This is a genomic window from Pontiella agarivorans, assembly GCF_034531395.1.
Classification (GTDB): Bacteria; Verrucomicrobiota; Kiritimatiellia; order Kiritimatiellales; family Pontiellaceae; genus Pontiella; species Pontiella agarivorans.
This window is the reverse complement of the sequence record NZ_JARVCO010000010.1, coordinates 64,719-78,011: the sequence shown is the minus strand read 5'-3', so window position 1 is coordinate 78,011 and position 13,293 is coordinate 64,719. Positions and strand designations below refer to the sequence as shown.

The 13,293-nt window shown below is 53.6% G+C and carries 10 protein-coding genes; all 10 read left to right on the top strand.

Features of this window, described 5'->3' with window-relative positions; all coding sequences use genetic code 11:
* Positions 1-166: 166 nt before the first annotated feature.
* The 10 genes from P9H32_RS07855 to P9H32_RS07810 all read left to right on the top strand — a co-directional run bounded on the left by P9H32_RS07855 (position 167) and on the right by P9H32_RS07810 (position 13,239).
* Positions 167-622, top strand: coding sequence for a hypothetical protein (locus tag P9H32_RS07855; RefSeq protein ID WP_322608341.1), 456 nt, complete (start codon positions 167-169; stop codon positions 620-622).
* A 341-nt stretch (positions 623-963) separates the two neighbouring features.
* Positions 964-1,185 carry a DUF2188 domain-containing protein gene (locus P9H32_RS07850; protein WP_322608340.1) on the top strand — a complete coding sequence of 74 codons (222 nt, stop codon included), beginning with the start codon at positions 964-966 and terminating at the stop codon, positions 1,183-1,185.
* A gap of 146 nt (positions 1,186-1,331) precedes the next feature.
* On the top strand, positions 1,332-1,745 hold the full coding sequence (locus P9H32_RS07845; RefSeq protein ID WP_322608339.1) for a C-GCAxxG-C-C family (seleno)protein: 414 nt from the start codon (positions 1,332-1,334) through the stop codon (positions 1,743-1,745).
* A 760-nt stretch (positions 1,746-2,505) separates the two neighbouring features.
* Complete coding sequence (metA, locus tag P9H32_RS07840; RefSeq protein WP_322608338.1) at positions 2,506-3,423, top strand: homoserine O-acetyltransferase MetA; 918 nt, start codon at positions 2,506-2,508, stop codon at positions 3,421-3,423.
* Between the two features lie 94 nt (positions 3,424-3,517).
* Positions 3,518-4,591, top strand: a complete 1,074-nt coding sequence (locus P9H32_RS07835) for a hypothetical protein (protein ID WP_322608337.1) — start codon at positions 3,518-3,520, stop codon at positions 4,589-4,591.
* 209 nt (positions 4,592-4,800) lie between these two features.
* Positions 4,801-5,430 (top strand): hypothetical protein, encoded by a 630-nt coding sequence (locus P9H32_RS07830; protein ID WP_322608336.1) that lies wholly within the window; start codon positions 4,801-4,803, stop codon positions 5,428-5,430.
* Positions 5,427-6,617 carry a hypothetical protein gene (locus P9H32_RS07825; protein WP_322608335.1) on the top strand — a complete coding sequence of 397 codons (1,191 nt, stop codon included), beginning with the start codon at positions 5,427-5,429 and terminating at the stop codon, positions 6,615-6,617. The genes P9H32_RS07830 and P9H32_RS07825 overlap by 4 nt, the downstream gene beginning before the upstream one ends.
* Positions 6,618-6,687: 70 nt before the next feature.
* Complete coding sequence (locus P9H32_RS07820; RefSeq protein ID WP_322608334.1) at positions 6,688-8,031, top strand: diadenylate cyclase; 1,344 nt, start codon at positions 6,688-6,690, stop codon at positions 8,029-8,031.
* A gap of 24 nt (positions 8,032-8,055) precedes the next feature.
* A complete protein-coding gene (locus P9H32_RS07815) occupies positions 8,056-8,517 on the top strand; it encodes a hypothetical protein (protein ID WP_322608333.1) in 462 nt (153 codons plus the stop codon).
* Between the two features lie 102 nt (positions 8,518-8,619).
* Positions 8,620-13,239 (top strand): tetratricopeptide repeat protein, encoded by a 4,620-nt coding sequence (locus tag P9H32_RS07810; RefSeq protein WP_322608332.1) that lies wholly within the window; start codon positions 8,620-8,622, stop codon positions 13,237-13,239.
* Positions 13,240-13,293: the final 54 nt, after the last annotated feature.

Sequence of the window (13,293 nt, the reverse complement as noted above, 5' to 3'; positions counted from 1 at the left end):
GGCTTTTTTTATGTTTTATTTAACATCTATAAACATTCCTAATAACATCTCAGAAACGTATTAATTAGTATATATACACCATATGTAGTATGTGTAGTTAAATGTTAACACAAATTGTTTAGTATTTCATATTGACGTTCTGAAAAGAATTCTGTCAGATGCGCATATGACAACGGAAAAGATCATTGATGGGTTTGAATTTGAACGTTTCAGGAACATTAAGGGAAGTTATGTCTCGAGAGTTAGTATACGGAAACAGGGACATATAGGGTTATCTCAGGGTCTTCTTAAAAAATTGGGGATACGTGAGGGGGAGTGGTTTGCAAAGTTGTATTATGACCGTAACCACAATGCTATGGCATTGGGATTCTCTAATGATAAAACTCTAAGTGATGTAGCAAAAGTACAGATACGTCCATCGAGTGCAAATAACCCTGGAAATTTAACTGCCCATATAGCGGCAAAAGCCTTCTTGGATTATTACGGAATTACCTATTCTCATAAAACAGTTTCTTATGAGCCGGAAGTTCATGAGGATAAAATGATCGTGATCGTTCGGTTTGGAGAACCAGCAGAAAATGATCAAAATGAAGGAGGTGAAGCTATGCATGAGTCGGAATAAAAAAAGCTGTTAACCCGAGGGTTAACAGCTGTCGGCGTCAGAAGTATTACCAGTACTAATGACAAGAGCCGATGCAGTAAGCAGCAGCTCCCTAATAGTCAGTCCGTTATCTCAGCTCCTGCTTATTGCGTCAAGTACCAAACTCTTACGTGGCATAACCACAAAGGGGGGCCAAATGGCCAAACCGAAACGCAAGGTGTATTGCAAATATTTTGTGCACTACATCACTAAGCGCCGAGTGTACAGACGCGACGGGAAACCGTTCTGCTTCTACGTATAAGGCATAGTTGCTAGGAGGAGGTTTCCTCCTCCTAGCTTCATTTAAAACCAGGAGTTGAAGAATGAGTAATAAGTATCATGTAGTAAAAAACGGTGATCAATGGGGTGTTAAGCGAGAAGGGGCAAGTCGTTGTTCATCGCTCGCGGGCACTCAGTCCGAGGCTATAGATCAGGCACGTGGCTTTGCGAAACCTCAAAAAGGTCAAGTGTTTGTTCATCGTCCTGATGGTCGGATTCGTGAAGAGCGCACATATCGAAAAGATCCTTATCCACCTAAAGGTTAGTCATTTAAAAGTAGGCGAAAGCCCTGCGAATGCGGGGCTTTTGTCGTTTTCACCTTTTTGAAAAGCGAATGACGAATGGATACTGAAATTAATAGTTAGCATTTGTTATGGAACTTTCCAATGATTGGAAAAGGAAGGGGATAGATATGGAAAAACTGATTACGTCGGGATTCTTTGCGGGGCAGGATCTGAATTGTGCGGAGACGGTTTTGTATGCCGCGAATGAGAAGTTTGGCTGGAATTTGCCGCACGAGGCGTTGGTGATGTCGGCTGGATTTGGGGGTGGTGTTGGCGGACAGGAGCTGCTGTGTGGTGCGCTGAGCGGCGGCGTCATGGTCATTGGCCGATTGTTTGTCCGCAATCGCGGGCACGAGTCGGATCTGAACAAAACGATCATCAGGGAATATTTCGCCCTGTTCGAAAAAGAGATGGGTTCAACCCTTTGCGCACCGCTGAAGAAGGTGCACCGAACCGAAGCTGAAGGGTGCCGAAACGTGATTCTTGCGAGCGCCCGGGCGTTGGATACGATTGTGCAGAATCACCGGACCGAGCTTGCCTAAACCGGTCAGGATTATGCTCCGAGAAGTCATTAAAAGGTCGTACGTGCCGCCTGCACGATATCGAAAAAATCGTCGATGATCCGTGGCATTTTTCAACCTTGGCTCATCGAACCATTACGACAATGTTCGCATGGTGTTTTGCGCTGGGGGATGTACCCAACCTTGACGATAAGCCCGGAAGTCCTATTTATGCGGGCTTTTTTTCATTTGATTTACCGCTATCGGGTCGGCTTTTGCCGCACATTTTTCCTGTAGCCGAGTTCCGTGAACTCGCTCTGTGGCCGAGGGCTTGTTTCAGCGTGGAGTTCCAATCCTTGGAAGCGCCCGGTCGGGGACCGGGCCTACAAAACCAGAGGTGTCAGTCCTGAATGGCCTTAAGTTAAGGGTTGTAGGGCTGGAACGGTTGAGCTTTTGAGACCTTCCCGTCTCTTTCGTAAAACCGGTAAATGATAAATAAATAATTGAAGTCCTTTTTTGATTACTCGATAAGAGAATATGATTGATTTGCCGGCTCAGCAAATCGCAGGTGCTGCGCACTGCGAAGAGTGGAAAATACAGGGCGTCAATTCCGGGGCTTTTCGGTCTGGCCCGAACGGAGGGGCGTTGTTGGGGGTTGAGGGAGAGGATATGGGGTAAATTATAAAAAAAATTTGTAAATTGCCTAATTCCGCTATATTTCGCACCTTGATCAATCACGTATTTGCTGTCCGGCGGTTGCATGCATTCGCGGAATGCCGGGAGCGCTTTGGAAGGAAACGATATGCCGATAAAAATTCAGGATGGGCTTCCGGCTGCGGATGTTCTGAACCAGGAGAATATTTTCGTGATGACCGAATCCCGGGCAGTGGCCCAGGATATCCGGCCGCTGAAGGTGGTGATTCTCAACCTGATGCCGATTAAGAAGAATACGGAGGTGCACCTGCTGCGGCTTCTGTCGAATTCGGCCCTGCAGGTGGAAGTCGACCTGATTCGTACAGCGACCTATGAGCCGAAAAATACGGCCCCGGAACATTTGTCGACGTTTTATAAAACGTTCAATGATATTAAAATGAATAAGTATGACGGGATGATTATCACCGGTGCTCCGGTCGAAACGATGGAGTTTGAGCAGGTGCAGTATTGGGATGAAATCTGCGAAATTCTCGACTGGACGAACAACCATGTTACTTCGACGTTGCATATATGCTGGGGTGCGCAGGCCGGTCTTTATCATCATTACGGCATTCCTAAGTACGGGGTGGAAAATAAAATTTCCGGCGTTTTTGAACATACGGTCCGTACCACGACAGAGGCGATTATCCGCGGTTTTGATGATCGGTTTCTCGCGCCGCATTCCCGGCATACGGAAGTGCGCGGCGATGATATTGAGCCGGTTAAAGAGCTGTCGATTATCTCAGAATCGAAGGAGGCGGGGATCTATATTGTGCTTGCGCGGGAGGGGCGGCAGATTTTTGTGACGGGCCATTCTGAATATGATCCGCTGACGTTGAAAGAGGAGTATGAGCGCGATCTGGCCAAGGGGATGAATCCGGTTATTCCGGCCAATTATTTCCCCGATGACGATCCTTCAAAACTGCCGAAAGTCAGCTGGCGGTCGCACGCTCATCTGCTGTTTGCCAATTGGCTGAATTATTATGTCTATCAGATGACGCCGTTCAATCTGGAAGATATCGACTGATTTCCAATGTTTGTAAATTAAGATTTTTTTTTTAACCGCTATAATAAAAAAGCGTCATTCTGCGTTTTCGTACTATGGAAAGTGGGGAATGAATATGCGCTTGATAATCCTGATTATGGCGGTGCTCAGTTTGAAGGGGTTCGCCGAGCAGATTGATAAACCGTGGGGATGCTACTGCAGCATGCTGACAGAACGGGCGGCGGTTGATCACCCCGAGCTGCGGGGCGGTCTCGTTCGTGCCACCTGGGCCAGGTTGGAACCGGAACCGGGCCGGTTTGATTTTTCGGAAATTGAACGGCAGCTTCGTCTTCTTCCGAAAGGAAAAAACTGGAGTTTGGCGGTTTATGCAGGCTGGACCTCGGTCGAGTCCGATTCTGCTGTTGAACTGAAAAGACCGCTCAACCGTCCGCAGCGTTCCCGGCCACCGATGGCGTCGCACACCCCCGAATGGATGGTGTCGGAGATGAAGGTGCAAACCTTTGCGTGTCCGTTTCGGGGATATATGACAACGATGCCGAAATACTGGGATCCTGTTGTACAGCAGCGCCTGAAGATGTTGATGCAGGCGTTGGCTGAAAACTATAAGACCGATGAACGGCTCAAACTGGTCTACGTTCCGCAGATGACCGGCAACGGAATTGAAGGGCATTTCAACGGGGTGCCGCACAGCACATTACTTTCCGTTGCCGGACTGAGCTCCGGGGATGAGGAACAATTCGCTTCGATCTGGACCGAGGCGTCGTTAACTGCCATCCGGTCAACCGCGCGGGCATTTGATAATAAGGCGGTTGCGTTCGAAGTGCATGAATTGCTCGGCAGCCGTGCCGTTCCGGAAAAAATTATGGCGGAAATCATCAATGATCCGATGCTTGAAAATCAGGTCGGAATCGGTATGTGGTGGATTTCCGGAAAAAGCACGTATCAGCCTGATCTTTTAGAATTAATCGAAAAATTTCCCGGTGATCTCTACGGCCAGGTGATCGGCCGTTCGGATCAGGCCCGCCGTTTTCCCGATGGAGATTATGCTTCCGTTTTCACACAGGCTGAACAGCTCGGGATGCGGTATATCGAAGTCTGGAACTATGAATTTGAACACCGCACGCATGATCAGTTGCTTGAAGCATTCAATCAGCATTGCCGAAAGCTTTCCGCCGGAAGCGGAGAGTAGCGTGCACCGGTGCAGTGTAATTGAAAAGGCCTGAAACCGCATGGCGCGGCCCGGCTGAGAAAAATTAAAATTAGATGTGCGCTCGTTGTTTACTGTGAAGCGTTTGTCTGCGAATATAACGGTTTGCCGAAAAATTATAATATAACGGATCAAAGAACGACTGAACTGCTGGCAAAACAGCACGGTTTTTTTACCCGATAAAGTACTCTATGGAACAACTTGATAAGAAAGAAAATGAAACGACGAACGCGCCGGGCATTCCTGAAATGGATGAACAGAAACTGACGTTATATGAACGTCTGGATGCATATATTTCCAAACTTTCAACCCGTAATGTGTTCTGGAACCGCGTTTGTTCCATGATCTGGCTGCCCTATGCTTTCCATTCCGGTTTGACGATGGCCTCGGACGGAACAAAGCATCGGGCGATTCTTCCTTTCCGCCGGTTTAATAAAAACTGGTATAACGCCATGGCCGGTGCATCGCTGCTGGGAAATTCCGAAATTGCCGGCGGAAACTATATTTTCAAGGTTTGCGGCGGTGATTATACCGTCGTTTGTAAACATCTGGATTACCGTTTTCTGCGCCCCTGCATGGGTCCGGCGGAATATCAGATGACTCCGCTCGATGATATTCATGAGCTGGTGGCCACGGGGAAAGAGTTCAATATCGCCATTCGGATGGATATTGTTCAGGCGCTGGTGCGCGGAAGCCAGCCGAGAATGGTGGGGGGAAAACCGGCCAAACCCAAGCGGGTGGGTCGCTGTACCGCAACCTTTCATGTAACGCCCAAGGCGCATCACAAGGCCAAAAGACTGCGCAGAAAAAAAGGTAAATGAGCACTTCCGCGGCTTCAGCTTCGGTACGGGATTCCACACGTTGGGGGGCTTACCTTGCGTGTTCGTGGACCTGGTGCATCGGCATGTTTTTGCCGGTTCTGCTGTTGCGTGAGATGGGGTGGGCCGGTTATCTGATTTTTGCTGTGCCCAATATCATAGGCGCGGCTGCCATGGGCTGGACGATTAAAACGGGTTCTGATTCCGTTCGCTTTGTTGAAAAGCATTCCGGGGCGGTCTGGTGGTTTTCCGCCGTGACACTGGCATTTCATTTCTACTGGATCATCTGGTTATTCCGATTACTTTCTCAGGCTCTTGAAATTCCCGGAACCTGGATCGCCGGCGGTCTTGGGGTTTTCGGTGCTTTTGTATTACTCATCGGCTGGACACTGCGTCGCGGGAGTGTACAGAAATCCGCACTGGTATTGCTTGCGCTCAGTCTGACGGTAGTACTGGGAACTTTCTTTTCATCCAGTCTTCAGAGTACCAGTGCGGCCCTGCTGCAATCCGCAAAACCATCCGCAGAACCCTTCTGGATGCTGCCGGTCATGATTTTCGGATTTCTGCTGTGCCCTTATCTCGATGTCACGTTTCACCATGCCCGGCAGAAGCTGGAGACCACATCCAAAGGCCGGCTCGGGTTCAGCATCGGATTTGTGCTCTTTTTCCCGTTTATGATTTTTCTGACGACCCGTTACGCCGGGATTTTCAACACGGTAATAGATGGAGAGCGGATTACATCTCCGTTAAGTCCGCTGCTCGCAATCGGAATACTGCTTCATATTCTCTGCCAGTGGGTTTTCACTGTTACTGTACATTTCGACCGCATCCGGAATCTTCCAGGCATTGGAACCCGAAAAAAAGGACTGGCTGTTCTTTTAATCCCGGCCGGAATGATCGGGGTTGTTGTGCAGGGACTGCCGATGTATCAGGGCCTGACGGCCGGCGAAATCGGATATCGCCTCTTTATGAGCGCGTATGGTCTGATTTTTCCCGCATATATGCTCTACCGTGTAATAGCCCGGAATAAAAACGGTGTCACAAGTCTCTATACCCTGTGGGTTCCCATCATACTGGCCATGCCGTTTTTCTGGATGGGGTTCATTGAGCGACAGAGTGTTTGGCTGCTGCCCGGAATGGCTGTGGTTTTTCTGGGATTGGTCTTTCAGAAGAAAAGCCGGAAAATATAAACCGGCCGGTTCCTCAGGGAGTGTAATGCATTACACTTGAATTTGCGGCTGAGAGGGTTACCATCCGGCTATGCCACTAGCCCATTATCTGAATGCCATACGGTTTTGCCTGCTTAAAAGTGAAACGGCGGAAGCGGCCATCGGGGAGCTGGTCGACCTGCTCTGTGAAACGCGGCCGAACCTTAATGCCTCAACCGTATTGGAGGCGGTGCTCGTTCGGGAACATGACGTCGGCACAAATATCAGCAGCTGGCTGGCGGTGCCGCATGCGCGTCTTCCGGACTTTGGACATCCTCAGATTACGGTGGGTCTCTGCCGACAGGGCCTGGCTTGGGGGGCGTCCAGCGAATGCTCGGTTCAGCTGGTGGTTCTGCTGATCGGCGATGAAGCCGACCGGCACGATTTTCTATCGGTCCTCGCCATGCTGGCCCGGACTTTACAGCACCGGACCATTCCGCCGTCGCTACTGTCGGCCGAAAACGGGGAGGAATTATACCGGGCGCTGCTTCAATGTGCGTCATCGGATGAGGACGGGGTGGATTCTGATGGGCAGGCTGCATCGGAAGCGGTCTATGAATCCGCCTGCAGCATGGCGGAAAAAACCGGGGCCGGCTGCCTGCTGGTGATTGCTGATCAGCCGTCCGGGCTGGATTTTGCTGCAAACCATCCGGCTCCTTGTCAGACCTTGCTGGTCACCAATCCGAGGCATCAGATCAATAGTCCCGACCTTCCGTTTGATCATTTGTTTGAAATACCGCTTCACGGTATCCTTCCTCGTCACGCTCTGGATTTTGCCCTGCTGCTGCTTATTTCAAGAAACCGGTTAACGCTCGATGATACCATTGTCTGTTTATACGGAAGTTCCGGAGCTGCCCGGCTGGATACCATTCGTCTGCTGAATGCCGGTGAAGATCTTCGTGTCCCGCTCACATTGCGCGAAGAACTGGTCTCCGGCATCATCGATTTTCAGGTGCTGCTGCGTATTTTCACGCTGGCTTCGGAGCTCGCGCATGAGGGCCGGGAAGGGAAACCGATCGGAACCCTGTTTGTGGTCGGTGATTATGAACAGGTGCAGCATCAATGCCATCAGATGGTCATCAATCCCTTCAAGGGCTACAGTGATCACGAAAAAAATATTCTCGATCCGAGCCTTGCTGAAACCATTAAGGAATTTGCACATATCGACGGGGCTTTTGTCATTCGCGGCGACGGCGTCATTATGTCGGCCGGCAGTTTTATCCGGGCCGAAGTGATGGGGGAACAACTGCAGGGCGGCCTCGGGGCGCGGCATACCGCCGGGCAGGCGATCACCGCCTGCACGAATGCTCTTTCGCTGGTGCTTTCGGAATCCACCGGCACCCTCACGCTCTATAAAAACGGCAGCTCCATGCTTTCGCTGAAACGTGGAAGCTGAATACCTGTAAAAGGAATCCACTCCATGAATGCTACCTCCTTCACCAGTAAAGCGTGGCTGCTCGACGGCCCGGTCGACAGCCTGCCCGGTCTTCTTCACCTTGAAAACGGGAAGCTCACCTTTCTGATGCTCGAACAGGGGACATTCAGCACCAAACGGTTCGGGAATCTGCTGGCCGAAGCGGGCTGTGCGGTGGCCGAGCGTGGTGAAGATCAGTTTCCCATTGAATATTTTTCCATTCCGCTGGACGCCATTCGCCGTTTTCACATTCCCTGGTATTCGTTCGGAGCCGGAGGAGGGCTTGAAACGGACCGTAAGCGGTATCGTTTTTCGTTTGTGAAACCGCAAAACACGGTCGAACCGACCTATTTTTCCGAGGGCCTGATGCAGTGGCGCGGCGGAGCCGGACAGGAGGAGGTCAACATCCTCGAAGGCCGGGCGTCAGGCAAAATATGGAAAGCGCTTCTGAACAGTCGCAACGGCTGAATTTGAATGTGCGATGCGCTTTAAATGCGCATTGAAATACGGAATAATATATCGCGATATTCAAAAGCCGCACGCTGTCTTAAACCAAAGGAATACACCGAAATGAAATACAATCCGGTCGCGCCGGTCATAATACTGTTATCGACAACGTTCCTCGCTACCGCCCAAAATGCATTCGAAAAAACACCGCTGTTGAAACGAACGCCGGCGGAATATGCCGCCGCCGTGGAGCAGGCGCTTTCAAACGAACAGCCGGACCAGGCCTATCTCAACGCCCGCGCCTGGCAGCGTTCGGCCCCCGGTGAGATTCCGCCGCTGACGGCGATGGCCGGCGCCTATCTCGATTTCGGGGCCCCCGCCGCCGCCCTCCAAACGCTGGAATACGCGCTGGCGTTGGGGCCCGATGCTGCCGAAGTGCGGCGCATAGAAGCCCTTAAAATCCAGGCCCTGCTGGAGGCCGGTGATTATTCCGCCGCCTGGGCCAACGTTCGCGAATATCTTCGGACTGCCGCACCGGAGGATCCCTTTGTACCGATTCTTGCCGAGCTCCAGTGGACGGCGTTCGGCGGTGCGGTTGCCGCAGGGCCGATGGCTGCCGTGTACGAGCGCAGCGGATCGATTGAAATTCCACTGACGGCCGCCCGCATCGATGCAGAATACCGGGCGCTGCTGACGGATCGGTTAAGCGCGTTTCGGCAGGCGCAGAAAAGCAAGGATCCGGAAGCGGTTTCCAGCGCGGCCGATGCGCTGATTCGGTTTTTATGGCTCGCGCATTACCGCCCCGATCCATCCCGCTCCGGGCAGTTTTTCACGCCGCTGAATGATGCGCCGGACACGAAACAGGCCTTGAAGGATCTGAGTTATGCCGAGCATGCCGCGCGAGCGGTCGCTCTGCTGGAATGGGCCCCCGTGCAGGAATCCTACAACGAGCAAAAGCGGCGCAAAGCCCTCGAAAACTATCTGCCCGAACCGCCCGACGTGATGCCGGATCCGGAAATTAAAGCCTTTCTGCTGGAAGCCCCGAACAAATGGGCGGAACTGGAAGCCGCGGCGCAGCCACTGCTTGAAAAAGCGGATGCGGCCGTAACGGAACCGGAACTGATTGAATCCATCGATGAGCTCATGACGCTCAAAAATACGCAGCTGTTTCCCCTGCAGGCACAGGCGCGAAATCATGCCCTGGTGCTGAAAGTCTGGCTGGAATATCTCGATGCCGAGCCGGAGGAATATCCGCTCTATCAGGAAATCCGCGCCTTTGAAAAACAGCTCGCGGCGGCGGAAATTTTCAGGGAGATCGACCGGCGTTTGGAACCGGCCCTGACCGGAAATGACGCTTTGTCGCTCCCGCGCCGATTGGCGATGGTTTATTTCGATGCGGAACAGGCCTTTGCCGATGCCCCTTTGGAAAACATTGCGTCTTCCGATGCCCCGGCGCTGGAGGATTTTGATCCGCTGATTCTGCAGAACCGTATGACTTCCAACCTTTGGAAAAAACGTCGTGCAGCGGCGGAAGCCTTGCAGGATTGGCAGGAAATCGCCTGGTCCGGTTTTGAAGCCGAGGCTGAACAGCCTGAAAAACAGCGCACGTGGATCGAACCGCTGATCGCGGAAAACGATGCTGTGATCGACGAATCACTGGCCGGTATGAAAAATGGAAGCACCGAGGAAAAAGCGGCGGCGGTGTTGGATCTGCAGGAGGCTCTGAGGCGCGATCCCACGCATCTGACCGGCCTGTCCGCGTTGTACCGCCATTTTCTTGAGGCGGAACAGGATGATTTTGCAGCCGGTGTGCTGGAGCAGCTGTGGCGGCTCTGTCCCTCCGGTTTTTCCGTGGACGATGATGGGCTCGCCCTTTCGGCCCGTGTTGGAAACTGGCCTTTGTTGCTGTCGTTGTGCGATCACCGCCTGCTGCGCTCGGAAACCGATATCCAGGCGCTGCTGCACCGGCAGGTTGCTGCGCTGGCGTTGAATCTGAACGGACTCACGCTCGATGCCACCCCGGCCTTCAACGGCACAGTTTATTCGGATCAGAGCCGCCTGCTGCATGCCATGGCGCTGACGCTGCAGCTTATGGATTATAAAGCGTTCACCGGTCCGCTTACCGGATTGCAGCCTGTGGTTAAACAGCTCAACGCCGGAGAGGGCGACGATACCCTGCGCCTCTGGATTGCCCTGGGGCTGAAGCTCAAACCCGAGGTCTTTCGCTTTGACGATCTTTCATTTGAAACTCTGGCAGCCGGTGCAACGCCCGCCCTGCAGCAGCACCTGAATTTCATACAGGGGAAAACCGAGGCCGAGTCTTACCTTGCGGCGATGCGCAACACCGAAGACGAAGCAACCGCGCAGTTTCTTTATCATTTTCTTGCCGGTCAGCAGCCGGGCGATCCGCAACATCTGGCGGCACTCGGTGGGCTCTCCGGGCACCGTGATCTTCCGCTTTATTTCCGGGCCAAAGCCGCCGGCCTGGCGGCCGCCGGAAACGATCCAGCGATTCCGCTCCGCATTTCAGATCCTTTTTATACGCCCTGGAACCTCAAAAACTGGAATGCGGTCTGGTCGGCCCTCGCTCCGGGCCAGCAGCTGATGGCCCTCGGATCGGTTGAGCTTCCGGAGGATACGACACCGCTCCCGGTGCTGCGTATCTCCAAACCGCCGCGCAACCGCATGACTTATCTCTCTGGCACCACGCCTTTCCACAGCCGGCTCTGGGAGCTCGACGGAGTCAGCGTTTCTTCCTCTCACCCGACCGCGAAGGTCTGGACTCTTGAAGAGGGCGGCGTTGCAGCTATTTCTCGCGGCCTCGTAGAGGGCCGAACCTTCCGTGGAAAAGGTTCGGTCTGGATCGAAGCGTCCGACGTTGTGGGAGCCGGCGGTTCCGCCGCCGGGCTGTATCTCGTCGATGTGCAGAGCCGCGATTCCTCGTTCGATCTGTACGGATCGTTTGAAGCCGACCAACTGGTTTCCGCGCAGAGCCGTTTCCGGTTTGTGGATGATGGCTCGACGGGCGGAAGGGTCAGCCGTTCTGTTTTTGCGACCGATCACGCCGACCTTTTCAAACTCCAGCCCGCGACCGCGCTTGCAATTGACGACTGCCGAATCTTTGCTTCCGTTGAACTGGATCCAGACCTTGGAAAAATTGCCTTCCGCAATTCCAGCCTCAGCGGCGCGGCGCAGCCGAAGCTGTCCGTTAGCGCGGGGCTGAACGTTACCGCACTGAATCTGGAAGGCCCGGCCGACTATACGGTCAGCAATGCGACGGAATTTCATGATGCCCTGGCCGCCGTTCAGCCGGGTGGTCGTATCGATCTGGCTCCGGGAACAATCCTGTTGGAAAAAGCCGTACAAGTGCCGGAAGGGATTATAATCCGCGGTTCGGCCGATGCGGAAAACCCGTCGACCCTCACCGTTCCGAACGCGAGTAAAATCAATCCGGTCATCACCACGTCCGCCGGAGATCTCTGGCTGGAGAACCTGACCCTCAGCGTTGAAACGGCAGTCCGGGACGGACGGTTTAAAATTGCTGACAGCTTGGGCAACCGCAAAGCCCTCCGCGCAGCGCCGGGCAGCCGTCTCTTCCTGCGCAACGTCGAGTTCGCGAGCTGGGATCATCGGAACAGCTTCGGCCGCAACGCCATCGTCGCCGACAACGCACAGGTATTTTTCACCGAACAAGTTCCGGGATCTCTACAGGTGGCCAACGGCGGCCGTATCGATTTCATTCAGGGCAAATATGCCACCGGCCCGATTTCTCTTTCCGGCCGGGGCCGCATTTATGGAAATCATACCTCCGGCAGTGAACTGTTGGTTTCCGGCACGGGACTCCGTTTTCACGGCGGCTCGCTCGATCCTAAAAAGATGAGCTATACCGACGGTGCCGGCGATCCGCGCACCCTCGCGTGGCGCACGCTGGCCCGCGATAATGTGAACTCCATTCTCGACGAACTGAGCCGCCAGCTGCCGGATCAGCTGAACCGGGCTGCAGATCAGGATGCGCGAATTGAGCTGTTTAAAGCCGCCGCACAGCGGATCAGTCCGCCGCTGGCGGCCGCGCAGCTGAAGCCCGCTGACGCCGCCCGGCTCATCAGCCGGAGTCTGAATCCGGTCCTGACCCGCCGTCCCGAAGAAACGCCGTATTATTTTGAGGCGCTTTATGTGCGGCGGCCCCACTTGCCCTCTACGGTATACCGGGCGCATTTCCAAATGCTGGATAAAAGCATTCAGCAGCAAATAAAAGCCTATTTTACGGCTCTGTCCGGCAGTCTGGATCGGCGCGGATCGGATGAATTCAGTGCTGGTGAACGGTCCGCTTTGGCGTCGTTCATGAGCAAATACCCCGTTGGACACGCCCAGCACGCCCGCGCCATCGCCGCCTTCAGCCGCGGCGATACCCTCTACGAATTCCAATCGCGCCTCGCCGAAGAGGAAAAACAGCGGCGCATCCGGGCGAAATACGAAGCCCGGCTGGCCGCCCAACGCGCCCAGGCCGCCGAGGCCGCCCGCCAGGCCGCCATGTACCAGCCTCCCCCGAAGCCCCGCCCCTGGTGGAACAGCGGCAACTACAATGCAGGCTACACCCCGCAGCAGCCGTACACATCGAAATATATCAGCAAACAGAAACCGTATCGGGGCAGCGCCGACCAGCAGCTGCGGAACTATAAAAACCAGCTCAACAAAAAGATCTATAATCGCGGCCGCGATTATGGCCGGCAGAATTATTACTAGAAACGGGGTAGGGATCGACACACATGGCCTGTGCCGTATAGTCGATCTTTTTCG

Bases quoted from the DNA above. Each gene is read 5' to 3' on its own strand.
- P9H32_RS07855 (WP_322608341.1), top strand. From the start codon at position 167: ATGACAACGGAAAAGATCATTGATGGGTTTGAATTTGAACGTTTCAGG.
- P9H32_RS07820 (WP_322608334.1), top strand. From the start codon at position 6,688: ATGCCACTAGCCCATTATCTGAATGCCATACGGTTTTGCCTGCTTAAA.
- metA (WP_322608338.1), top strand. From the start codon at position 2,506: ATGCCGATAAAAATTCAGGATGGGCTTCCGGCTGCGGATGTTCTGAAC.
- P9H32_RS07810 (WP_322608332.1), top strand. From the start codon at position 8,620: ATGAAATACAATCCGGTCGCGCCGGTCATAATACTGTTATCGACAACG.
- P9H32_RS07835 (WP_322608337.1), top strand. From the start codon at position 3,518: ATGCGCTTGATAATCCTGATTATGGCGGTGCTCAGTTTGAAGGGGTTC.
- P9H32_RS07815 (WP_322608333.1), top strand. From the start codon at position 8,056: ATGAATGCTACCTCCTTCACCAGTAAAGCGTGGCTGCTCGACGGCCCG.
- P9H32_RS07825 (WP_322608335.1), top strand. From the start codon at position 5,427: ATGAGCACTTCCGCGGCTTCAGCTTCGGTACGGGATTCCACACGTTGG.
- P9H32_RS07850 (WP_322608340.1), top strand. From the start codon at position 964: ATGAGTAATAAGTATCATGTAGTAAAAAACGGTGATCAATGGGGTGTT.
- P9H32_RS07845 (WP_322608339.1), top strand. From the start codon at position 1,332: ATGGAAAAACTGATTACGTCGGGATTCTTTGCGGGGCAGGATCTGAAT.
- P9H32_RS07830 (WP_322608336.1), top strand. From the start codon at position 4,801: ATGGAACAACTTGATAAGAAAGAAAATGAAACGACGAACGCGCCGGGC.